General features: G+C 63.3%; 21 protein-coding genes. 15 read left to right on the top strand and 6 right to left on the bottom strand.

Annotation, left to right across the window (positions count from 1 at the left end; translation table 11 throughout):
- Positions 1–129: 129 nt before the first annotated feature.
- The 6 genes from AC56QP_RS32040 (at position 130) to AC56QP_RS32015 (ending at position 6,025) form a co-directional block, all read left to right on the top strand.
- Positions 130–411 carry an acyl carrier protein gene (locus AC56QP_RS32040; protein WP_006335407.1) on the top strand — a complete coding sequence of 94 codons (282 nt, stop codon included), beginning with the start codon at positions 130–132 and terminating at the stop codon, positions 409–411.
- Between the two features lie 54 nt (positions 412–465).
- Positions 466–1,656 carry a beta-ketoacyl-ACP synthase gene (locus AC56QP_RS32035; protein WP_489861886.1) on the top strand — a complete coding sequence of 397 codons (1,191 nt, stop codon included), beginning with the start codon at positions 466–468 and terminating at the stop codon, positions 1,654–1,656.
- Between the two features lie 50 nt (positions 1,657–1,706).
- Positions 1,707–2,984 carry a beta-ketoacyl-ACP synthase gene (locus AC56QP_RS32030; RefSeq protein WP_489861887.1) on the top strand — a complete coding sequence of 426 codons (1,278 nt, stop codon included), beginning with the start codon at positions 1,707–1,709 and terminating at the stop codon, positions 2,982–2,984.
- A 36-nt stretch (positions 2,985–3,020) separates the two neighbouring features.
- A complete protein-coding gene (locus AC56QP_RS32025) occupies positions 3,021–4,049 on the top strand; it encodes a zinc-binding dehydrogenase (RefSeq protein ID WP_489861888.1) in 1,029 nt (342 codons plus the stop codon).
- 13 nt (positions 4,050–4,062) lie between these two features.
- Positions 4,063–5,049 (top strand): lipid A biosynthesis lauroyl acyltransferase, encoded by a 987-nt coding sequence (locus AC56QP_RS32020; protein ID WP_489863464.1) that lies wholly within the window; start codon positions 4,063–4,065, stop codon positions 5,047–5,049.
- Positions 5,050–5,191: 142 nt separating this feature from the next.
- Positions 5,192–6,025, top strand: coding sequence for a class I SAM-dependent methyltransferase (locus AC56QP_RS32015; protein WP_489861889.1), 834 nt, complete (start codon positions 5,192–5,194; stop codon positions 6,023–6,025).
- Here AC56QP_RS32015 and AC56QP_RS32010 read toward each other — a convergent pair.
- The 3 genes from AC56QP_RS32010 to AC56QP_RS32000 all read right to left on the bottom strand — a co-directional run bounded on the left by AC56QP_RS32010 (position 5,992) and on the right by AC56QP_RS32000 (position 9,191).
- Entirely contained in the window at positions 5,992–7,227 is a 1,236-nt protein-coding gene (locus AC56QP_RS32010) for an NAD(P)-binding domain-containing protein (RefSeq protein ID WP_489861890.1), read from the bottom strand. The genes AC56QP_RS32015 and AC56QP_RS32010 overlap by 34 nt on opposite strands.
- Before the next feature lie 161 nt (positions 7,228–7,388).
- Positions 7,389–8,597: a carboxylate--amine ligase gene (locus tag AC56QP_RS32005; RefSeq protein ID WP_489861891.1), complete on the bottom strand. Its 1,209-nt coding sequence runs from the start codon at positions 8,595–8,597 to the stop codon at positions 7,389–7,391.
- 165 nt (positions 8,598–8,762) lie between these two features.
- Entirely contained in the window at positions 8,763–9,191 is a 429-nt protein-coding gene (locus AC56QP_RS32000; protein ID WP_091575413.1) for a L,D-transpeptidase, read from the bottom strand.
- Positions 9,192–9,481: 290 nt separating this feature from the next.
- Between AC56QP_RS32000 and AC56QP_RS31995 the strand changes: the two genes are divergently transcribed.
- The 5 genes from AC56QP_RS31995 to AC56QP_RS31975 all read left to right on the top strand — a co-directional run bounded on the left by AC56QP_RS31995 (position 9,482) and on the right by AC56QP_RS31975 (position 16,088).
- Positions 9,482–10,762, top strand: a complete 1,281-nt coding sequence (locus tag AC56QP_RS31995) for an acetylornithine deacetylase/succinyl-diaminopimelate desuccinylase family protein (protein WP_489861892.1) — start codon at positions 9,482–9,484, stop codon at positions 10,760–10,762.
- Positions 10,763–10,923: 161 nt separating this feature from the next.
- Positions 10,924–12,402, top strand: coding sequence for an ABC transporter substrate-binding protein (locus AC56QP_RS31990; RefSeq protein ID WP_489861893.1), 1,479 nt, complete (start codon positions 10,924–10,926; stop codon positions 12,400–12,402).
- 253 nt (positions 12,403–12,655) lie between these two features.
- Positions 12,656–13,603 carry an ABC transporter permease gene (locus AC56QP_RS31985; RefSeq protein WP_489861894.1) on the top strand — a complete coding sequence of 316 codons (948 nt, stop codon included), beginning with the start codon at positions 12,656–12,658 and terminating at the stop codon, positions 13,601–13,603.
- On the top strand, positions 13,600–14,469 hold the full coding sequence (locus AC56QP_RS31980; RefSeq protein ID WP_489861895.1) for an ABC transporter permease: 870 nt from the start codon (positions 13,600–13,602) through the stop codon (positions 14,467–14,469). Before AC56QP_RS31985 ends, AC56QP_RS31980 begins: the two co-directional genes overlap by 4 nt.
- Positions 14,466–16,088 carry an ABC transporter ATP-binding protein gene (locus AC56QP_RS31975; protein ID WP_489861896.1) on the top strand — a complete coding sequence of 541 codons (1,623 nt, stop codon included), beginning with the start codon at positions 14,466–14,468 and terminating at the stop codon, positions 16,086–16,088. The genes AC56QP_RS31980 and AC56QP_RS31975 overlap by 4 nt, the downstream gene beginning before the upstream one ends.
- Before the next feature lie 35 nt (positions 16,089–16,123).
- Here AC56QP_RS31975 and AC56QP_RS31970 read toward each other — a convergent pair whose 3' ends face one another.
- Entirely contained in the window at positions 16,124–16,555 is a 432-nt protein-coding gene (locus tag AC56QP_RS31970) for a TerB family tellurite resistance protein (protein WP_489863465.1), read from the bottom strand.
- Between the two features lie 217 nt (positions 16,556–16,772).
- On the opposite strand from AC56QP_RS31970, the gene AC56QP_RS31965 reads away from it, so the two are divergent.
- The 4 genes from AC56QP_RS31965 to AC56QP_RS31950 all read left to right on the top strand — a co-directional run bounded on the left by AC56QP_RS31965 (position 16,773) and on the right by AC56QP_RS31950 (position 19,206).
- Positions 16,773–17,558: a TSUP family transporter gene (locus tag AC56QP_RS31965; protein WP_489861897.1), complete on the top strand. Its 786-nt coding sequence runs from the start codon at positions 16,773–16,775 to the stop codon at positions 17,556–17,558.
- Between the two features lie 53 nt (positions 17,559–17,611).
- Positions 17,612–17,782, top strand: coding sequence for a hypothetical protein (locus AC56QP_RS31960; protein WP_080511798.1), 171 nt, complete (start codon positions 17,612–17,614; stop codon positions 17,780–17,782).
- A gap of 101 nt (positions 17,783–17,883) precedes the next feature.
- Positions 17,884–18,714: a helix-turn-helix domain-containing protein gene (locus AC56QP_RS31955; RefSeq protein WP_489861898.1), complete on the top strand. Its 831-nt coding sequence runs from the start codon at positions 17,884–17,886 to the stop codon at positions 18,712–18,714.
- A 72-nt stretch (positions 18,715–18,786) separates the two neighbouring features.
- Complete coding sequence (locus tag AC56QP_RS31950) at positions 18,787–19,206, top strand: VOC family protein (protein WP_489861899.1); 420 nt, start codon at positions 18,787–18,789, stop codon at positions 19,204–19,206.
- 8 nt (positions 19,207–19,214) lie between these two features.
- Here the strand turns inward: AC56QP_RS31950 and AC56QP_RS31945 are convergent, their stop codons facing one another.
- Together AC56QP_RS31945 and AC56QP_RS31940 are read right to left on the bottom strand one after the other, a co-directional pair.
- The gene (locus AC56QP_RS31945) at positions 19,215–20,690 is read right to left on the bottom strand and encodes a cobyric acid synthase (protein WP_489861900.1); all 1,476 of its coding nucleotides are present in this window, start codon (positions 20,688–20,690) and stop codon (positions 19,215–19,217) included.
- Positions 20,690–21,304 carry a dimethylsulfonioproprionate lyase family protein gene (locus AC56QP_RS31940; RefSeq protein WP_489861901.1) on the bottom strand — a complete coding sequence of 205 codons (615 nt, stop codon included), beginning with the start codon at positions 21,302–21,304 and terminating at the stop codon, positions 20,690–20,692. The genes AC56QP_RS31945 and AC56QP_RS31940 overlap by 1 nt, the downstream gene beginning before the upstream one ends.
- Positions 21,305–21,431: the final 127 nt, after the last annotated feature.

Below are 21,431 nucleotides of genomic sequence, written 5' to 3'. Positions count from 1 at the left end.
TTCTTGCCTTGGCAGAGCAGGCTTCTCATCTGCGCCCGGCGCATCAGGCCTTTTCCTGCCGGGAAAAACCGATTAGACAGCGCCCAAACAAGATGCGGACAGATTCCGCCCGCAAAGAAGGAAAAGCCCTTGTCCACCACGTTCGACAAAGTCGCCAAGATCATTGCCGACACCAGCGAGATCGATATCGACACCATCACCCCCGAGAGCCACACGATCGACGATCTCGGTATCGATAGCCTCGATTTCCTCGATATCGTCTTCGCGATCGACAAGGAATTCGGCATCAAGGTACCGCTGGAAAAGTGGACGCAGGAGGTCAATGACGGCAAGGCTTCGACCGACGACTACTTCGTCATGAAGAACCTGTGCGCCAAGATCGACGCGCTGGTCGCCGCCAAGAACGCTTGACGTCAGTTGAGCGCGATCTTGACGCGCTCCACCGCCTGACCCACAAAGCCGCCCATGAGCAGCCCCCACGACGTCGTCATATCAGGCATTGGCCTTGTCTCCTCGCTGGGAGAGGGCTCGGATGCGCACTGGCACAAGCTCGCGCAATCGGGCCTGGAGCCGGTGCTCGAAGCCGCGCGGTTCGCTCCCTACACCGTCCATCCGCTGCCCGAGATCGACTGGAACCTGCAGATCGCCAAGCGCGGCGACCAGCGCCAGATGGAAACATGGCAGAGGCTCGGCACCTATGCTGCAGGACTTGCGCTGGACGATGCCGGCATCAAGGGCAATGACGAGCTCTGCGCGACCATGGACATGGTGGTGGCCGCCGGCGGTGGCGAGCGTGACGAGGCGGTCGATGCCGCCATTCTCGCCGCTTCGGAAAGCCGCAACGACCGCGACGAGCTGCTCAACGAGAAGCTGACCACCGAACTGCGGCCGACGCTGTTCCTGGCCCAGCTCTCCAACCTGCTGGCCGGCAATATCTCCATCGTCCACAAGGTGACGGGGTCGTCGCGGACCTTCATGGGCGAAGAAGGTGCAGGCGTTGCCGCCGTCGAGACGGCCGCCGCGCGCATCCGCTCCGGCCAGTCGACGCACATCCTGGTCGGCGGCGCCTTCCAGACCGAACATTCCGACATGCTGCTCGGCTACGAGCTCGCCGGCTACCTGCATCGCGGCCCCTGGAAACCAGTATGGCAAAGACAGGGTGCTGAGGGTGGCGGCGTCGTCACCGGATCGGGCGGTGCCTTCCTGGTTCTCGAACAGCGGGAACACGCGACAAGCCGGGGGCGCAAGATCTATGCCGAACTCGGGCCGATCGTCTCCGGCCGCGCCAGACGGCGGCAGGGAGAACTTGACGCCGAGATCGCCGCGTTGCTCAAGCAGGTGGCATTGCCGAACGGCAAACTGCTTGCCATCTCAGGCGCGTCGGGCGCTCATGCGGCAACCACCGCGGAAAAAACAGCGCTCGATGCCAATCCGGCGATCGCCGTGCGCGGCTTCTCGACGCTGACCGGACATATGAAGGAAGCGCAGTTTCCTTTCGCCGTGGCGCTGGCTGCACTGGCTGTCGACCGCAAGGCCGCTTACCCTGTTTTTGATGCCACTGCCGAGAAGCCGTTCGAAGGCATTCCCGCAACCGTCCTTGCAACGGCGATCGGCTATCACCAATTCGAGGGCATGGCGCTGGTCACCGCCGCCTAAGGCGGCGCTCCACGCACCATGCTGCAACGATAACGCTCGAGGGCTACCGGATGGCCAAACTGAACGATCACATGGGCAGGCCGATCGTCGCCGTCACCGGCATCGGCGTGGTGACCTCCCTTGGTGTCGGCAAAACCGACAATTGGGCGGCGCTGACTTCGGGCAAGTCGGGCATTCACCCGATCACCCGCTTTCCCATCGATCAACTGAACACCCGCATCTCCGGCATGGTCGATTTCCTGGCGTCGAGTTCGAAAGGTGCCAGCCCACTCACCTACGAGCTGGCCGAGCTCGCGGGCCTGGAAGCGGTGGCCGAAGCCGGTCTTGATTCCAGCGATTTCGGCGGGCCGCTCTTCCTCGCATCGCCGCCGGTCGAACTCGACTGGGCCGAGCGCTTCTCGCTCTACAATTCCGACAAGGACAAGGATGACACCGCCGCCGAAAGACTGCTTCGGGTGGCGCGCAGCCTGAAAGAGCTGGATATTTTCGAGACCACCCAGTTCGGTTCGATCGCCGACCGCCTTGCCGACCGCCTCGGCACACGCGGTCTGCCGATCACGCTGTCGACGGCTTGCGCTTCGGGTGCCACCGCGATCCAGCTCGGTGTCGAGGCGATCCGACGCGGCGAATGCGACCGTGCGCTGTCGATCGGCGCCGACGGTTCCGCGACCGCCGAGGCATTGATCCGTTTCTCATTGCTTTCGGCGCTGTCCACGCACAACGACATCCCCGAAAAGGCATCGAAGCCTTTCTCCAGGGATCGCGACGGCTTCGTGTTGGCCGAGGGATCCGGGGCGCTGGTGTTGGAATCGCTCGAGGCGGCATTGGCTCGCGGCGCGACTGTCCTCGGCATCCTGGGCGGTTGCGGCGAGAAGGCCGACGACTTCCACCGCACCCGCTCGAAGCCAGACGCTTCGCCGGCCATCGCCGCGGTTCGCGCCGCCCTCGCCGATGCCGGCCTGGGTGAAGACGAGATCGACTATGTCAACGCCCACGGCACGTCGACACCGGAGAACGACAAGATGGAACATCTGGCGCTGTCGACCGTGTTCGGCGAGCGCATCAGCTCCATGCCGGTGTCGTCGAACAAGTCGATGATCGGCCACACGCTGTCGGCGGCCGGAGCTGTCGAGGCCGCATTCTCGCTGATGACCATGCGCGAAAGCGTCATTCCGCCGACCATCAACTACGACAATCCGGACCCGGCGATCGTGCTCGACGTGGTGCCGAACAAGAAGCGCAACGCCGAGGTTCGCACAGTCCTGTCGAACTCCTTCGGCTTTGGCGGCCAGAACACTTGCCTTGTCATGGCGCGGGAACCGGTCTAAGCGAGCGCTTTCCGCTCAACAGAACCGACGGGCTCCATGCGCGCACTGCAACTCATCGAGGACCGCCGCCTTGAAACGGTGGACCTGCCGCCCCCGCCACCGCCCGCACTCGGCGAAGTCACGCTGCGCATCAAGGCGGTGGCGCTGAACCACATCGATGTCTGGGGCTGGCGCGGCATGGCTTTCGCCAAGCGCAAGCTGCCGCTGGTCATCGGCGCCGAGGCCTCCGGTGAGGTCGAGGCGGTCGGTCCTGGCGTTTCCGGCCTCCTGCCCGGGCAATTGGTGTCGATCTATGGCGCCCGCACCTGTGGCCTTTGCCGGGCCTGTCGCGAAGGCCGCGACAATCTGTGCGAACATGTTTCGGGCGTTCACGGCTTCCATCTCGACGGCTTCGCGCAGGAAAAGATCAACCTGCCGGCGCGCCTGCTCGTCCCCGCGCCGCCCGGCGTGACCGATATCGGCGCCGCGGTGGCGCCCGTCACCTTCGGCACGGTCGAGCACATGCTGTTTGACAATGCAAGGCTTCAGCCCGGCGAGACGATCCTTGTCCATGCCGGCGGATCCGGCATCGGCTCGGCGGCCATCCAGCTGGCGAAGCGGATGGGCTGCACCATCATCACCACTGTCGGCTCGAACGACAAGATCGACAAGGCCAAGGCGCTCGGCGCCGACCATGTGATCAACTATCGGGAAGACCGTTTCGAAGGCGTCGTGCGCAAGCTGACCAAGAAGAAGGGTGTCGATGTCGTCTTCGAACATGTCGGCGCCGACACCTTTGCCGCCTCGATGCTGTGCCTGAAGCGCGGTGGCCGCTTGGTTACCTGCGGCTCAACCTCGGGCGTGTCGACGCAGATCAACCTGATGCAGCTCTTCCAGCAGCAATTGAAGCTGCTCGGATCCTTCGGCTGCCGCATGGAGAACATGGCCAACGCCATGCAGAAAATGGCGGCGGGACAGGTCGCACCGGTCATCGACACCGAAGTCGGCTTCGACGACATCGACGCCGCGCTGAAGCGCATGGAAGGCCGGGACGTGTTCGGCAAGATCATCCTGCGCGTCGGCTAAAGCCTTGACCTCTTTGCTCAAGAAGCTTCGCCGGGACTTGAGATATCGTTACGGCAGGCAGTTGCGCCAGTTGAATTACTGGCTGGTTGCACGCGCGGCGATGCTGATCATCTCGATACTGCGCCTGCTGCCGGCCGACAGTGCGCTGAATTTCGCCGATCGCGTGGCGCGCCTTATCGGCCCCAAGGTGGGGCGTCATCAGGTCGCCGTCGACAATCTGCGCAAGGCTTATCCGGAAAAGAGCGAAGACGAGATCCAGGCCATCGCCTCCGACATGTGGGGCAACATGGCCCGGCTCGCCGCCGAGTATATCTTCCTCGATGCCCTGTTCGACTATGACCCGGCCGCCACCAAGCCCGGCCGCGTCGAGGTCAAGGGAGTAGAGCACTTCACCGAGATCGCGGCCGAAAAGCAGCCGCATATCGTCTTCACCGGCCATCTCGGCAATTTCGAACTGCTGCCGGTGGCGGCGGCGACCTTCGGCATGAACATCACGGCACTGTTTCGCCCGCCCAACAACCCTTACCTTGCCGACTATATCCTGTCGACGCGCCGCTCGACCATGGGAGCGCTGCTGCCGTCGATGGCCGGCGCTTCGTTTGCGTTGGCGGGGGTGCTGGAAAACGGCGGCAATATCGGCGTCCTTGTCGACCAAAAATTCTCCAATGGCCTGGACACGACATTCTTCGGCCGTCCCTGCCAGACCAACCGGGTGCTGGGCACCCTCGCCCGTCACTACGACTGCGACGTCTATCCGGCACGCTGCGTCAGGCTGCCAGGCAACCGCTTCCGGCTGGAGATCGAGGACAAACTGGCATTGCCGCGCACCGCCGACGGCAGCGTCGACGTCCACGCCACCACCCAGCTTCTCAACGACGTGGTCGAACGCTGGGTGCGCGAAGACCCAGGTCAGTGGATGTGGTTCCACAAGAGGTGGGAGATCAGCGGCAGGCGCGGAAAGCGTCCCCCGCAGGCAAAAGCGCCGGTCGCGGATGCCTGAGATCGATCATCAGGGTATGCCAGCCATGCACCACCCCGATGATCCGGTACTGACATTCGTAGCTTCACTGGTCAGGGAATCTTAAAGGACCACGGTGCAAGTATCCTGAACGATGTTCATCGGCTGGGATGGAGCCCGTTGCATGGCAAATCTCGAGACGCGTCGCCTGGATCGGGATGGCCTCGAAGATCGTTCGTATGGCCGTTTCGGCAGGGCATGGTCCTATATCCGTCAGCGGGGCTTGCTGGAGCCGATCAGGCTCGTCCGCCGGCATGGCGCTGGCGCAAGCGTTGGCTTTGTCTTGCGAAATCTCCGTTATATCCTCGCCGACCTTCTCGCGCGAAAATGGGATCGCCAGCACGGCGTCGACACCGCCGGCTCGATCCAGCTCGGCGCACTGGATGTCGTCGGGCCGCATCGCGGCAAGGGCAATGAAGCCGTCTGCACCTCGCCCAGAACCTTTGACTTCATCATGCGGTCGCTGCCCCGCGATCTCCAGGATCACACATTCATCGACATCGGCTCTGGAAAGTCGCGAACACTGCTGCTGGCGTCGCGATATCCATTCGCGAGCATCATCGGCGTCGAGTTCGCCCGCGAACTCGTGGAAATCGCCAGAAGCAACATCGAGCGCTTCACGGATCCGTCGCAGAAATGCCGGGCGCTCAGTGTCGTCCAGGCGGATGCGGCAGCTTACGAATTTCCCGAGGCACCCCTGGTGGTCTATTTCTACAATCCTTTTTCAAAGGATGTTTTCGACATCGTGCTGAACAATCTCGTGTCGTCGCTCGAACGGCGGCCGCGGGACTGTTTTATCGTCTACGGAAGCTCAAGCCACCGCGCCATCGATTGGGCGAGGCCCGCGATCCGCGAGGCCGGCATTTTCGCGGAACTTCCCGTGCCGCCGATGCCTCACTTCCTCGATGCTATCCGAACCGTCGACTATGCGGTCTTTCGATTTCGGCTCGCGGCATAACCCCTGCTTCCGGCCTTCCGGACGAAACGCGTGACGTTCCGGGCCGCGTATGGCGTACCGGCGGTGAAACGCATCAGCGGGCCGAAACTACCGACCGCGCTCGCGCCGACGAAATGCAGGCCCGGAACGCTCGACTCGAACCCTGCCGAGAGCACGGGAGCCCCTTCCCGGCGCGCAATCGTGGCAAGCATAGCGGGCGCGAACAAACCGAGCCTGGCAATATCGATCTGGTAGCCGGTGCCGAGCAGGACGTGATCGAAGGTGGCGGCATCCTTCTCGAACCGCAGTTCAATGGCGTGCCCCTTGGCGGCGGCGCCGACAATCCTGCTGCCGGCATTGACCTTTATTCCGTCGAAGTCCGGCTTCAGCCAGCCTGACGCGCCGGCACCAAGACTGCGCTTGTTGAGCCCGGCCCGGGCTGCCTCCGGAAAGCGGTGCACAAAGCCTGGAACTTCGACCAGCCAGGACAGCGGGAACGGGCCAACCCTGGAGGGAGACGCAAGACGCTCCGAAGCGAAATCGCGCAAACTCCATCCTTGCTTTCCCGACAGCGCTCGATAGCCCAGCCAATGGATGTCGCCATGGCAGACAAGTTCGACATCCGCCCCGCTTCGCTTGAGCAACACAGCGGATTCGCACGCACTTTGCCCGCGACCGACGACAGCGACGCGCTTGCCGCGAAAAGCCTCGTAGCCGGCATGCTCGCTGGCATGGCTGACCAGTTCGCCGGGCAATCCATTGAAGACGGCGGGTATCATCTGCTGGTTCATCAGACCGGTGGCGATGACGACGCGACGCGCGTGGACGGCATCTCCATCGGCCAGGGCGAGACGAAATCCTCCGTTCGCCGCCTCGACGCGACTTACCATCCGCGTATCCAGATCCGGAATTGTCTGGGCCTGTATCCACAGTCCATAGTCGACGAAGTTCTCGAGCAAAAGCGGTTCGCGCGGCGAGATGCCAAGGATTCCTGCATAGGAGTCGAGCGAGAGCGGACCGTTCGTGTGGCCGATATAGGTCGCGTGCCAGGGCGAGCGCAGCCTCATGCCCCTTGGCATATGGTCGCGCCAGAAGGACATTGCGCCGCCAAGCGCAAGCGTTTCGACGCGCGCAGCCTTGAGGGCGGCGGCAACGGACAGCCCGAAGGGTCCAGCGCCGATCACAGCCACCTCGCAATCAGTCCTGGGCATGGAAGCGGTCATGTCAGTTTGTCTCGCGGATCTGTTTTCTGGTGGCCTGATCTCAACCGGGAGTTCACTCCGGCGCGTCACCGTCCTAAACATTCCCAGGTTAAGAATGCGGAAATAGAACGGGTCCTGCCGCAGGGGCCGGCAGATTAACTGGCCCTATCAGTTAATTGTTTTCACAGCTTACGAAGTATCCGCCTCGTCAGCACTCTCCAGACAGTCAGTGGTATGTCGATAAGGCCGGGCATGGGATCGCTTGCCGCGAATGTCGCCCATGCTCGCACCGAGGCGAATGAGCGCAAATAAGCTCGCCTTGTCAGCCGACCACGTGAGATCAACTTGCCGGCCGCGACCATGTCCCGAACCAGATACATCCAGGACGTATTTGGCCGCGCCGAGGCTGCCTCGATCTTGTGGCCCGACTTGATCGCCCAAAGCATGGCGCCGAGATCGACGCCGGCGGCGGTGGCGAGCCCGAACCATGTCCAGGGCCGCGGATTGACGTCGAGCACCTTCATCGAGCCATCGCGGGGGTCGCGTTTGAATTCGACCTCCACCAATCCGTGATGCGCGATCGACCCAAGCAGCCGGCGCGCGGCGTCGATCAGTTGCGGTTCGTCGACGACCTCCACGAACGTGCTGGTATAGCCGAAGTCGACCGGATATTGCCGTGTCCGGCGGGCGGTAAATTCCGCCACCGGCGCTCCCCGGCTCCACAGCGCCGCATAGGAGAACTGACTTTCTCCTCCCCCCGGTATCATTTCCTGAACGACAACATTCTCAATGCCGATCTCTTCGGCAGCCCGTCCGTAGGCTGTCAAAAACGACGCCTGGTCGTTGGCGAGAATGGCTTTCGCGCGCGCAAAACGGCTGCTCCCGCCCATATTCGGCTTCAGGACGACAGGAAAGCGAAGCTCGGCGGCCGTTGCCTGCTGAAGCGAAGCGAACTCGTGCGTCAACGGAATGGCGACTGCCAGTTCCTGGGCCCGGCGATACAGAAGCGGTTTTTCACAAACCCATTTCAGTTGCTCCCATGGCGGCAGCATCACGTCGAAGACATCAGACAGTTGGTCGATGGATTGCGACACCAGCCGCACTTCAGGATCACCGCCAGGGATCAGGAGAAAGCCGTCCAGTCCCTGGGTCGCGGCCAGATCGAGCAGGAAAGCAACCGCGCCGCCATCATCGGGGCCGGGCCACGTCATCTGTCGATGAGCATAACGCGAGAAACGCGGCAAAGGTGTATCGGCGCTCACCAACCAGACAGGCACTTTCTGTGCGCCAAGGCTCCTGGCCAACGCCAGCGTCCCATGCGCGCCACCGAGAATGACCACTCCGGCGGGTCGACTTGAAACACGATCGTCGATTTCAGGCTGGGAAAGCATCTGTCTATTCCGGCAAACGGCAAGTTTCCCGGCGCACCGATTGACTGGCCTGAAAATGCAAGCGCATAAAAACCAACAGCCAAAGCGGTTCAGTGGCCCTATCGACACCGAACCGATCTAGCATAAGTCACGACTGAGCCGCGGCCTGGACGATGCGCGACAGACCTAGTTCGTCACCACAATCCGCGTGTTGCCGAAACCCACTTCCCGCACCATCGAATAGAAGGTCGCGGCGTTGGCGGTGTGCAGCCGCACGCAACCATGCGATGCCGGCCGGCCGAGCTGCCTGACTGCGCCGGTTCCATGGATGGCATAGCCGCCATGGAAGAAAACCGAATAGGGCATTGGCGACATATGATATTTGCGCGAATACCAAATCCGAGCCGTGCGCTGCGGCCGATAGGTGCCGCGCGGTGTGAAATAGCCTGGACGCGCGGTGGACACGCTCCACCGGTAAACCGACAGGCCATATCTTACCGTCATCGTCTGCGACGACACGTCTATGTTTGCAACGAGACTGGCTGCCCAGCCCTGCCCCGAAGCACCGAACAGCATCGCGACAAACACTGCTGCCATGAGAACTGTCTTTTTCATGCGATCAAACCCCTTTGATTGCCCCTTGCCTGCCTGCCATCACGTTGTTTTTCATCTTTTTAATGGCAGGTGAATGAGATACCACACAGTCCTTGACCAATTCGCCAATCCAAAGCAGCGAATTTGAATGATTTCCCGCGATAGTTGCCACAACGACACGTCGCACTTTGATGTGGACTGACGTTGCCGGCCGCTGAAGCTGCCAGGGCGCCAGCGGCTCCAAACCCGCCACGCTGGCGGTGGCGCAAACAGGCTTGCAATGCCACGCCGTTCGCTGCTCAACTCTGCCGATGAACGAACGACTCCTCCAGGCAATCGATGACCGGCGCGACGATGTTGTCGCGCTGACCGCCGACCTGATCCGTTTTCCGACCATCAACCCGCCCGGCGAGGCCTACCGGCCCTGTGCCGAGTACATCGGCGCGCGGCTGAGGAAACGCGGCTTCGAAACCGAATTCATCCGCGCCGAGGGCACCCCCGGTGACACCGATCGCTACCCGCGCGTCAACGTCGTCGCCCGTTTCGACGGAAGGTCGCCCGGCGCCTGCGTCCACTTCAACTCGCATATCGACGTAGTCGAAGCTGGCGACGGCTGGACCGTAGATCCGTTCGCTGGTGTCGTCAGGGACGGCAAGGTCTACGGGCGAGGCGCCTGCGACATGAAGGGCGGCCTGGCCGCTTCGATCATCGCCGCCGAAGCCTTCATGGAGGTCTTTCCCGACTTTCCCGGTGCGATCGAGATATCCGGCACCGTCGACGAGGAGTCCGGCGGCTTCGGTGGCGTCGCCCATCTGGCCAGCCTCGGCTATTTCTCGAAACCCAGGGTCGACCACGTCATCATCCCCGAGCCCTTGAACAAGGACCGTATCTGCCTTGGCCATCGCGGCGTCTGGTGGGCGGAGATCGAGACCAAGGGCGAGATCGCGCACGGCTCGATGCCGTTTCTGGGCGACAATGCGGTACGCCACATGGGCGCCGTGCTGCAGGCTTTCGAGGACGAGCTGTTTCCGGCCCTCGATCGCAAGATGACGCGCATGCCGGTGGTGCCGGAAGGCGCCAAGCGCTCGACCATGAACATCAACTCCATCCATGGCGGACAGACCGAGGATTTCCGGCCCGGCCTGCCCTCGCCCAACGTGCCCGATTCCTGCCGGCTGACAATCGATCGCCGCTTCCTGCTCGAGGAGGATCTCGACACGGTCAAAGGCGAAGTGACAGGCATTCTCGACCGGCTGAAACGCGAGCGCAAGAAGTTCGACTATGAGATCCGTGACCTGATGGAAGTGCTGCCGCTGATGACCGAGCGCGACGCGCCGGTGGTCAAGGCGGTGGCGCAAGGCATCATGGCGATCTTCGACCGCGAACCCGACTATGTCATTTCGCCAGGCACTTACGACCAGAAGCACATAGCCCGCATCGGTCACATCTATGATTGCATCGCCTATGGTCCGGGCATTCTCGACCTCGCCCACCGACCGGACGAATGGGTCGGGATATCGGACATGGTGGAATCGGCCAAGGTGATGGCGATCGGCCTCAACGTACTGCTGCGGGGCACGGTCGCGGGATGATCCCTGCATGGCGAAAGACTTCGACCTGGCAATCGGGCTGTCAGGACAAAAACATTTCCAGCCACGCCGCCGGACAGTACGAAACGCAATTTACTCCACCGCAAAATCACGCTTCTATCGCCCGGGTTTGAGCACGTGTTTAACAAATGGGGAGTTGCACGATGAAATTGTGGAAAACCATTCTGGCCGCGACCGTCCTGGCACTGGCCACTGGCACCTCTGCATTTGCCGCGCGAACCGACCTGGTCATCGGCATTCCGCTTGAACCGCCGCACCTCGATCCAACCGCCGGCGCCGCAGCGGCGATCGATGAAGTGCTCTACGCCAATGTGTTCGAGGGCCTGACCCGCATCGGGCCAAAGGGCGAGGTGCTGCCGGATCTGGCCGAAAGCTGGACCATCTCCGACGACGGCAAGACCTACACCTTCAAGCTGCACACCGGGGTGAAATTCCATGACGGCACCGACTTCGACGCCAACGACGTGAAATTCTCGCTCGACCGGGCCCGCGCCGACAATTCGGTCAATGCGCAAAAGGGCCTGTTCGCCGCCATCGACAAGGTCGATGTGATCGATCCGGCGACGGTCAAGGTCACGCTGAAGAACCCGCAAGGGTCCTTCCTCTACAATATGGGCTGGGGCGACGCGGTGATCGTGGCGCCGGAGACAGCCGACACCAACAAAGAAAAACCGATCGGCACCGGTCCGTTCAAATTCCAGAGCTGGGCCAAGGGATCGTCGATCACCCTGGTCAAATCGGACAATTACTGGGGCACGCCGGCGTCCCTCGACAAGGCCGAGTTCCGCATCGTGCCGGATGCCGCCGCCTACGTGCCGGCGCTGCTCTCCGGCGACATCCAGGCTTTTCCGTTCTTCGATGCCGACAGCGTCGCCCAGGTCAAGGACGACCCGCGTTTCAAGGTGGTGATTGGTTCGACCGAAGGTGAAACCATCCTGTCGATCAACAACAGGAAGCCGCCCTTCGACAAGCTGCAGGTCAGGCAAGCGATCTCCTACGCCCTCGACCGCAAGGCGATCATCGACGGCGCCTCGGCGGGCCTCGGCCAGCCGATCGGTTCGCACATGTCGCCGGCCAACAAGGACTATGTCGACCTCACCGGCCGCTACCCGCATGACGTCGCCAAGGCCAAGGAACTGTTGAAGGAAGCCGGGCTGGAAAATGGCTTCAAGGCGACGTTGAAACTGCCGCCGCCCGCCTATGCGCGGCTCGGCGGCGAGATCATCGCCTCGGAGCTTCGCGACGTGGGCATCGACCTCGAAATCATTCCGGTCGAATGGGCGCAGTGGCTGGACCAGGTGTTCACCAAGAAAGACTACGACCTGACCATCGTCTCGCACACCGAGCCCAATGACATCGATATCTATTCGCGCAAGGACTACTATTTCAACTATGACAATCCGGCTTTCGACAAGATCATAGCCGACCTGAACCTCACCTCCGACGAAGCCAAGCGCAAGGAGCTTCTGGGGCAGGCGCAAAAGATCCTGGCCGACGATGCCGTGGTCGGCTTCCTCTTCGAACTGCCCAAGGTTGGTGTCTGGGACGCCAAGCTGCAGGGCTTGTGGGAAAACGCGCCGATCCAGGCCAATGACCTGACCAAGGTGAAGTGGTCGGATTGAACTCTGGATTTCGTCATCCTAGGGCGAAGCTGTGAGCGCAGCGAACAGCGCGGACCCTGGGATCCATTCCGTGACTTGCGAACGCCCCTACGGTGCAGAATCTGGGAGACGCAGCAGTGAAGATAGAAAGAGGCGACGCGAGCTTTGGACCGTCGCGCTCTTCGAACTCCGTCACGGCATGGATCCTGGGGTCTTCGCGACGTCGCTTCGCTCCTGCTTCGCCCCAGGATGACGACGCTGGCGTCGAGCTTCCATGACCGCCTATCTGCTCAAGCGCCTGGCCATCGCCCTCGCCACGCTGGTGCTGGCTTCGATGGTGGTGTTCGCCGTGCTGGAGGTTCTCCCCGGCGACCCGGCCCGCCTGATGCTGGGCATGAACGCCAGCGCCGACCAGGTCGAACTGCTGCGCAACCAGATGGGTCTCAACGCGCCACTTGCCTTGCGCTATCTGCGCTGGGCCGGTGGTTTGCTCAGCCTCGATTTCGGCCGCTCCTACACCTATTCGGTGCCGGTCATCGATCTCGTGCGCGAACGGCTTGCCGTCTCGCTGCCGCTGGCGCTGATCGCGCTCGCGCTGTCCACCATCATCGCGATTCCCGTCGGCCTGTTTTCCGCCAGCCGGCGCGGCCGGGCCGGTGACACCGTGGCGATGGGCGCCGCGCAGCTTGGCGTCGCCGTGCCCAATTTCTGGTTCGCGCTGATGCTGATCTATGTCTTCGCCGTCTGGCTGCGGCTGGTGCCGGCCGGTGGCTTTCCCGGCTGGGGCGCCGGCGTCTGGCCGGCGCTGAAATCGCTGCTGCTGCCGGCGGTGGCGCTTGCCTTGCCGCAGGCGGCGATCCTGGCGCGCGTCACCCGCTCGGCGTTGATCGAGGTGCTGAACGAGGACTATATCCGCACCGCCCGCGCCAAGGGCCTGCCCTATCGCGCCGTCTTGTGGCGGCACGCGCTGCGCAACGCCATGATCCCGGTGCTGACCATCCTCGGCCTGCAGTTCGCCTTCCTGCTTGCCGGCACCATCATCATCGAGAATGTCTTTTACCTGCCCGGCCTCGGCCGGCTGGTGTTCCAGGCGATCACCCAGCGCGACCTGATCGTCGTCGAGAGCGTCGTCATGCTCTTGGTCGCCGCCGTCATTGCCGTCAACCTCGTCGTCGACCTTTCCTACGCGGTTGTCGATCCGCGCCTGAGAAGCCGCCAATGACGCTGCACATCGACATCCCCGAGGAGACGTTCAGCGGCATCATGGCCAAGGCGTTCAGGAACAGCGCCTTCGTTGCCGGTTTCGTCATCACCTTGTTGATCCTGGCGATGGCGATCGCCTCCTACGTCTGGACGCCTTACGACGTCACCAGGCTGGTCATATCGGACAAGACGCAGGCACCCTCGCTGGCGCATTGGTTCGGCACCGACCATTTCGGACGCGACATCCTGTCGATGGTCATGGTCGGCGCCCGCAACTCGATTGCCGTGGCGCTGGTCGCGGTCGGCATCGGCATGGGTGTCGGCGTGCCGCTCGGCGCGTTTGCCGCGGCGCGTGGTGGGCTCGTCGACGAAGCGCTGATGCGCCTCAACGATCTCGTCTTCGCCTTCCCTGCGCTGCTGTCGGCCATCATGATCACCGCCATCTTCGGGCCGGGCGCCGTCAACGCCATCATCGCCATCGGCATCTTCAACATTCCGGTGTTCGCGCGGGTCGCCCGCGCGGGCGCGCTGGCGATCTGGCCGCGCGAGTTCATTCTCGCCGCGCGCGCCGCCGGCAAGAGCAGCACGCAGATCACCGTCGAACATGTGTTGCCCAACATTGCCACGCTGCTCCTGGTGCAAGGCACCATCCAGTTCGCGCTGGGTATCCTGGCCGAGGCCGGGCTTTCCTATCTGGGCCTGGGCGCGCAGCCGCCAATGCCGAGCTGGGGCCGCATGCTGTTCGACGCACAGACCCGTATGGTGGTGGCGCCGTGGATGGCGATCTTTCCCGGCATGGCCATCGTCGTCACCGTGCTCGGGCTGAACCTCCTGGGCGACGGCATCGCCGACATCCTCGACCCGAAATCGCGACGGCAGCGATGAGCCTGCTGGAAATCGACAACCTGTCTCTGACCATCGGCGACACGCCGATCCTCAAGGACGTGGAGCTTTCCGTCGCGCCCGGCGAGGTCATGGGGCTGGTCGGCGAATCCGGCTCAGGCAAATCGATGACCGCGCTGACGGTGATGCGGCTTCTGCCGCATGCCGCGCGAGCCACCGGGCGCGTCTCGTTCGACGGCATCGACATCCTCGCGGCAACGGAGGACCAGATGTGCGCGCTACGCGGCGACGACATCGGCATGGTGTTCCAGGAGCCGATGACGGCGCTCAACCCGGTCAAGACCATCGGCGAACAGGTGGCCGAAGGCATACGCTGGCACACCAGGGCGAGCCGCGCGGACGCCGAGGAACGGGCGCGAAAAATGCTCGACCGCGTCGGCCTTCCCTCGGCAAAATTCCCGCTGTCGCGCTATCCGCACGAACTGTCCGGTGGCCAGCGCCAGCGCGTCGTCATCGCCATCGCCTGCGCATTGAAGCCAAAACTGCTGATCGCCGACGAGCCAACGACGGCGCTCGACGTCGTGCTGCAGGCACAGATCCTCGACCTGTTGCGCGATCTCGTCACGGAAAGCCGCATGGGACTGCTGTTGATCTCGCACGACCTCGCCGTGGTGACCGAGATGGCGGATCGTATCACCATCCTGCGACGCGGCGAGGTGATGGAGGCCGGCGATACGGCGCGCACACTGTCCGAACAGTCCCACCCCTACACGCGTCAGTTGGCGCAGGCCTCGATGCATGTTCCGGCGCGCGCCAGGCCGCATGGCGCCGCGTCGGGCCAAGCCTTGCTTCAGGTCGAGAGCGTGACCCGAGACTATCCCGGCCGCCGCAGCTCGCTGTTGTGGCGCGCGCCTGATGTCCGCGCCGTCGACGATGTCTCCCTGTCGATAGCGCCGGGCCAGTCGATAGCGCTGGTCGGCCGCTCCGGCTGCGGCAAGTCAACGCTCGCCCGCATGATCCTGGCGCTGGACCGGCCGAGCTCTGGCACGATCCGGTTTCGCGGCGAGACCATCACCGGCAAGAGCGAAGCCGAACTGAAGCCTGCCAGGCGCGACATGCAGGTTGTCTTTCAGGATCCTTACGGCTCGTTCGATCCGCGCCAGAAGGTCGAAAAACTGGTCGCCGAACCCCTGCATGTACTGGACAAGAAACCAACGCGCGCCGAGCGCCGCGAGATGGTGGCGCATGCGCTGCACGAAGTCGGCCTCGACCAGCGCGACATGGACAAATACCCGCACGAGTTCTCGGGCGGCCAACGCCAGCGGCTGTCGATCGCCCGCGCCATCATCACCCGCCCCAAGCTGGTCGTCGCCGACGAGCCGGTCTCGGCGCTCGACGTCTCGATCCGTGCGCAGATTCTCGACCTGTTCGCCGAGCTCAACCAGAAGCTCGGCATCGCCTATCTCTTCATCACCCACGATCTGACCGTCGCCCGCGCCATCACGGACGAGGTGTTGGTCATGCAGGACGGCAAGATCGTCGAGCGCGGCAAGACGAACGAGGTGTTCGATCATCCTCGGTCCGAGGCGGCGCAGGCCCTGGTCACTGCTGCGCCGGACCTGCATCGGGCGATTGCACGCCGGATGCAGGAACAGGGGTGAGCAGCAGCCGGGCTGCCGTCGAACTCGGATGGAGCCTATTCTTCCGACTTCACCACATCGACCGGGCTGATGTCGAGCAGGTCGAGCGTGCGGCGCAACAGGCGCACTTCGCTCTCGGCCAGTTGCAGATCCGCCTTGGCGATCTCGGCCATATGGCGAGCCAGTTGCGTGCGCCGCTCGATGTCGAGATCGCGAAACAGCGCAACGGCCTGCGAGCCGTTGGTCTCGTAGCCGAACTCGTTGAGATACTCGATGACGCTGTCGATGCTGGTTTCCGGAATGCCAAAGGCTTCCTTGCAGATACGCCGGAAGGCAACCATCTCGCTCTCGCTGACCGATCCGTCGGCCAGGATCATGCGGAACAGCATCAGAAGCTCCGCCGACAGGACAGGATCGTCCGCCACCTTGCGCACGCCCGGGTCGCCGTCGAAGATCGAGCGTATCTGGTCCAGCAATGCGAACGCCATCATGGTCCCTTTCCGATCTCGTCCAGTGCATGTAGCCCAAAACTGCGCAGCGGTTTTGGCATAACGACATGCACATCAAAAAAACCAAGCGCGTCGTGTGATTCTGTCCAAGCGCGGCGCGCCTGGATAGAGGTAGCGCGAAATCGGCCTTGCGCAAACAGGTCGGCCGTGGTCGAACGCCCGGTATCCTACCCGACCGGATTTCTCCACGCATTCGATGATCGACCTCAGCATCCAGACAGTCGCCATGCTGGCGTTCGCCGGCTTTGCCGCGGGCTTTGTCGATTCCATCGCCGGCGGCGGCGGGCTGATCACGATTCCGGCGCTGCTGCTTGCCGGTTTCTCGCCGGTCGAGGCGCTTGGAACCAACAAGCTGCAGGGCATGTTCGGCTCCGGGTCGGCGACCATCCACTATGCCTCGAAGGGTCATGTCGACCTGCGCCGCCAATTGCCCTCGGCGCTGCTGGCACTTGCGGGAAGCGCTGCCGGCGCGCTGCTGGCCACGATCGTGCCGGGCGATCTCCTGCGCGCCCTCCTGCCCCTGGTTTTGATCGCCATTGCGTTCTATTTCGCGCTCAAGCCCAACATGAACGACGTCGACCGGGCCGAGCGTTTGTCGCCGTTCCTGTTCGGCCTGACCCTGGTGCCGGCAATCGGCTTCTACGATGGCCTGTTCGGACCGGGCGCCGGCTCCTTCTACATGCTGGCCTTCGTGGCACTTGCCGGATACGGCGTGCTCAAGGCGACGGCGCACACCAAATTGCTCAACTTCGCCTCCAACATCGGCGGCTTCATCGTCTTCGCCGCTGTCGGTGTCATCTACTGGAAGATCGGCCTGATGATGGGCGTTGCCCAGTTCCTCGGCGCTCGCCTCGGCGCCAACCTGGCCATGCGCATCGGCGCAAAACTGATCAAGCCGCTGCTGGTGCTTGTCTGCGTGGCGCTGGCGGTGAAGCTGCTGGCCGACCCGGCGAACCCCTTGCGGGTCATGATTGGTGTGTGATCACACGTCCTGATAGAATGCCGGTGTTCAGAATCATGTCGGAGGAGCCACGCATGAATCTCAGCGCACCTACCCAGATCGTTTTCATCATATCCCTTGTTATCGCCATCATCGGCATTCTCGCCGCGCTTGGCGTTCTTGCGTTCATTCCACTCGCATCGGTGTGGATCGTGCTTATCGCCTACATCGTGCTTGCCGCCGGTTGTTTGATGCGCGGCGCCTGATACGTTTCCCTTGAAGTGGGGACACGGAGCGCCCGGCCAAAAGCCGGGCGCTTTTGATTCTGAGCCAGGGTCTGCTAGGTTTTCCCGCGGAAGGATGGCCGATGCCAGTCGAGATGCAACGCCAGCAGGACCAGGATCGCTCGGTCGCCGGGCGGTTCGAGATGCGGCGGCGCCTTCCCAATCCTGGACTTGAAAGCATCGTCACCGACATCTGCGGCTACCGCGAAACCGCGTCCGGCCATCTCCGCACCATCGAATATGCGTCGCTGACCGTGCCGCTGGTCATCAGCTTCGCCGAGCCCCTTGCCATCGGGCTTGGCAAGGCGCCGGGCGACAATGACCGCTTCGGCAGCTTCGCCGCCGGCCTCTTTGCCGGGCCAGTGATAATCGAATCCTTCGGCTGCGCCTGCTGCATCCAGGTCAATTTCACGCCGCTTGGCGCTCGCCGCTTCTTCCGCCGACCGATGAGCGAACTGACCGACAGCATGGTCGTTCTCGACGACGTGCTCGGCGCAGAAGGCATGGCACTGCGCGAAAGGCTTGGCAACGCGCCGGACTGGACGGCGCGTTTCGACATGGCCGAGACCTTCGTCGCCGCCCGCCTCAGCAATGCCACTGAGACGCCGCTCGAAATCGCCTGGGCCTATGACCGCATCATCATGTCTGGTGGCCGGACCCGCATCTCATCGCTTGCCGAACGGCTGGGCTGGAGCCGCAAGCATCTCGCCGGCAGCTTCTCCAACGCCATCGGCATCGGTCCCAAGACGCTGTCACGCATCGTACGCTTCAACCGGGCGCTCGGCCTGGCGAGGCAGCAGACCGTCGACTGGGCGGATATCGCCGCCGATTGCGGCTACGCCGACCAGGCGCATCTGGTGCGCGAATTCCGCGACCTTGCCGGCGAGACGCCGGGGGCGCTTTCGGCCAGGTAACATTTCTTCAAGACGCTGGAACGGCCTTCGCCCAGGATGGGGCATCGGCCAACTCGGATGAAGGAGTTTCCCATGCCCACCACCACAGAAGCGCCCCGCCTGTACCCAGCCCTGCGCTACAAGAATGCAGCAAAAATGATCGACTGGCTGGGCGAAGCCTTCGGCTTCAGCGTCAGCGCCCGCTATGGCGAAGGCGATGTCGTGCACCATGCCGAACTGGTCTTCGGTTCTTCTATGATCATGCTGGGAACGGTGCGCGACGACGACTACGGCAAGATGGTTGGCGAACCCGGCTCGGGCGGCGGCAAGTCGATCTATATCGCAGTCGACGATGCCGACGCCGCCTACGCAAAGGCGAAAAAAGCCGGTGCGACGATCATCCAGGAACTGACGGACCGCGACTATGGCAGCCGTGAGTTCATCTGCCGCGATCCGGAAGGCAATGTCTGGTCGTTCGGCACCTACTGGCCGAAGGCGGGCGAAAAGGCCTGAACTGGCCTTCAGCGCGCCAAGGCGAAAATCGCATCGCAGTCGAGATGGGTTTCCAGGTCGGCAGCGACCTCGTCAAGCGCCCGCTCGACCTCGGCGCGATAGTCGATGCCACCGCCCTTGATGCCAAGACTTTCCAGGAATTTCCCGCGAAACGCGTCGGCGCCAAACAGACCATGCATATAGGTGCCCAACACCTTGCCGTCGGCCGACACCGCCCCGTCATCGGCGCCGTTTATGGTGGCGGACGGCCGCAGCGTATCTGGCCCGGTGGTGCGGCCGAGATGGATTTCGTAGCCCTCGAGCGGCAGGTCGAATTGCACCGACCGGGCACTGACATTGCGCACGGTCTTCTCTGGCTCCATCACCGTTTCAATATCGAGCAGGCCGAGCCCTTCGGCCTCGGTGACGCTGCCTTCGATGCCGTCGGGATCGCGCACGGTGCGGCCGAGCATCTGGAAGCCGCCGCAAATGCCGACGACATGGCCGCCGCGCTTGCGGTGCGCGGCAAGATCCCGGTCCCAGCCATTCTCTCGAAATTTCAGGAGATCGCCGATCGTCGACTTGGAGCCGGGAATGACCACCAGCCCGGCATCGGCCGGCAGCGGCTTTCCAGGGGGCACGAACACCACTTCCACCTGCGGTTCGGCCTTGAGCGGGTCGAGATCGTCGAAATTGGCGATGCGGCCAAGCATCGGCACCGCTACCTTCAGCGCACGCGCCTCGCCTGATGCCAGCCGCTCCAGCACCACCGAATCCTCCGAGGGCAGCCGCGCCGCCGCCTTCAGCCAGGGCACCACGCCAAAGCAGCGCCAGCCCGTGAATTTCCCGATCGCCTTCAGGCCGTCATCGAACAGCGAGACGTCGCCACGGAACTTGTTGATGAGGTAGCCGACAATCATGCGCCGGTCGTCTTCCGGCAGGATCAGATGCGTGCCGGCGACCGAAGCGATGACGCCGCCGCGATCGATATCGCCAACCAGCACCACCGGCACGTCGGCACGGGTGGCAAAGCCCATATTGGCGATGTCGCGGCTGCGCAGGTTGATTTCGGCTGGCGAGCCGGCACCCTCGACAATGACGAGGTCGGCGCCCTCGCCGACCTTCGCCCAGGAATCGAGCACCGCATCCATCAGACGGCCCTTCAGCGCCTGGTAGTCGCGCGCCCGCGCTTCGCCAAACACCTTGCCCTGCACGATGACCTGGGCGCCGACATCGGTCTGCGGCTTGAGCAGCACCGGGTTCATGTGGACGCTCGGTGCTACGCCGCACGCGATCGCCTGCAGCCATTGCGCGCGGCCGATCTCGCCGCCACCGGCATTGTTGTCGCCGGGGATATCGGCGACGGCGGCATTGTTCGACATGTTCTGCGGCTTGAACGGCCGCACCTTCAGCCCACGGTTCCTGGCCGCACGGCAAAGGCCGGCGACCAGCACCGTCTTGCCGACATCCGAACCGGTGCCTTGCAGCATGATCGCCCTGGCCATCAGTCCCTGCCCCGCGCGACGGTTCCGGTGATGTTCGATTTCTGCGCCAGTGGCCCGCCACGCCAGATATAGAGCGCCAGGAGAGGCTCCTCGGCCGTTCGCATGGCATGGCCGACATTCGAGGCGTGGTGGATCACCTCGCCGGCCGCGCGCATGCGAAAGCCGCCCTCGCCCATCCGCCACTCGGTGTCCCCGGTCAGCGGAATGTAAATTTCCTCGGCGACGTGGTGGTGGTCTGGATAGACGATATCGGGCCCAAGGATCAGCAGGCCGGCGGCGACCTCGTCGTTGACGAAATGGCCGCGCGTCCCGAACACCTCGAGCCAGCCGTAATTGTCGATGAACTCTTTTCCGAAATCCGCCTCGCTGTAGGTCTGCCCCCAGCGGAGATCGTTGCGCCGGTCCGCGACCATCCGCACCAGCGGCCTTGCTTCCGCCGGCGCCAGCTCGGCGGCGCGATCAAGATGACGCAGGCAGCCGAGCGGATGCGGCTCGAGGGCACGGGCCGGCATTGCCCAGCCTATGCGCGCCACGGCGTCGCGCACCAGGGCGTCATCCACGGAAGCGAGATAGCCGTGGAACCGTCCAAGCAGATCATCGAATTTTGTCGTCACATCTCGCTCCGGACATGCATTGATGCACAGCCGCTCCGCGGACGGTCGGGTTGCGCGGCGGCATCATTGGTCTAGATTGGTGCGCGCGCAAAGCCAAAAACGACAGGCCAGCGGGCTAGTTGGCCAG

This window comes from Mesorhizobium sp. RCAM 05104, from assembly GCF_059683645.1.
This window is presented reverse-complemented; position numbering and strand designations above follow the sequence as displayed.

Bases quoted from the DNA above. Each gene is read 5' to 3' on its own strand.
- AC56QP_RS32035 (WP_489861886.1), top strand. From the start codon at position 466: ATGAGCAGCCCCCACGACGTCGTCATATCAGGCATTGGCCTTGTCTCC.
- AC56QP_RS32030 (WP_489861887.1), top strand. From the start codon at position 1,707: ATGGCCAAACTGAACGATCACATGGGCAGGCCGATCGTCGCCGTCACC.
- AC56QP_RS32025 (WP_489861888.1), top strand. From the start codon at position 3,021: ATGCGCGCACTGCAACTCATCGAGGACCGCCGCCTTGAAACGGTGGAC.
- AC56QP_RS32015 (WP_489861889.1), top strand. From the start codon at position 5,192: ATGGCAAATCTCGAGACGCGTCGCCTGGATCGGGATGGCCTCGAAGAT.
- AC56QP_RS32010 (WP_489861890.1), bottom strand. From the start codon at position 7,227: ATGACCGCTTCCATGCCCAGGACTGATTGCGAGGTGGCTGTGATCGGC.
- AC56QP_RS32005 (WP_489861891.1), bottom strand. From the start codon at position 8,597: ATGCTTTCCCAGCCTGAAATCGACGATCGTGTTTCAAGTCGACCCGCC.
- AC56QP_RS32000 (WP_091575413.1), bottom strand. From the start codon at position 9,191: ATGAAAAAGACAGTTCTCATGGCAGCAGTGTTTGTCGCGATGCTGTTC.
- AC56QP_RS31995 (WP_489861892.1), top strand. From the start codon at position 9,482: ATGAACGAACGACTCCTCCAGGCAATCGATGACCGGCGCGACGATGTT.
- AC56QP_RS31990 (WP_489861893.1), top strand. From the start codon at position 10,924: ATGAAATTGTGGAAAACCATTCTGGCCGCGACCGTCCTGGCACTGGCC.
- AC56QP_RS31985 (WP_489861894.1), top strand. From the start codon at position 12,656: ATGACCGCCTATCTGCTCAAGCGCCTGGCCATCGCCCTCGCCACGCTG.
- AC56QP_RS31980 (WP_489861895.1), top strand. From the start codon at position 13,600: ATGACGCTGCACATCGACATCCCCGAGGAGACGTTCAGCGGCATCATG.
- AC56QP_RS31975 (WP_489861896.1), top strand. From the start codon at position 14,466: ATGAGCCTGCTGGAAATCGACAACCTGTCTCTGACCATCGGCGACACG.
- AC56QP_RS31970 (WP_489863465.1), bottom strand. From the start codon at position 16,555: ATGGCGTTCGCATTGCTGGACCAGATACGCTCGATCTTCGACGGCGAC.
- AC56QP_RS31965 (WP_489861897.1), top strand. From the start codon at position 16,773: ATGATCGACCTCAGCATCCAGACAGTCGCCATGCTGGCGTTCGCCGGC.
- AC56QP_RS31960 (WP_080511798.1), top strand. From the start codon at position 17,612: ATGAATCTCAGCGCACCTACCCAGATCGTTTTCATCATATCCCTTGTT.
- AC56QP_RS31955 (WP_489861898.1), top strand. From the start codon at position 17,884: ATGCCAGTCGAGATGCAACGCCAGCAGGACCAGGATCGCTCGGTCGCC.
- AC56QP_RS31950 (WP_489861899.1), top strand. From the start codon at position 18,787: ATGCCCACCACCACAGAAGCGCCCCGCCTGTACCCAGCCCTGCGCTAC.
- AC56QP_RS31945 (WP_489861900.1), bottom strand. From the start codon at position 20,690: ATGGCCAGGGCGATCATGCTGCAAGGCACCGGTTCGGATGTCGGCAAG.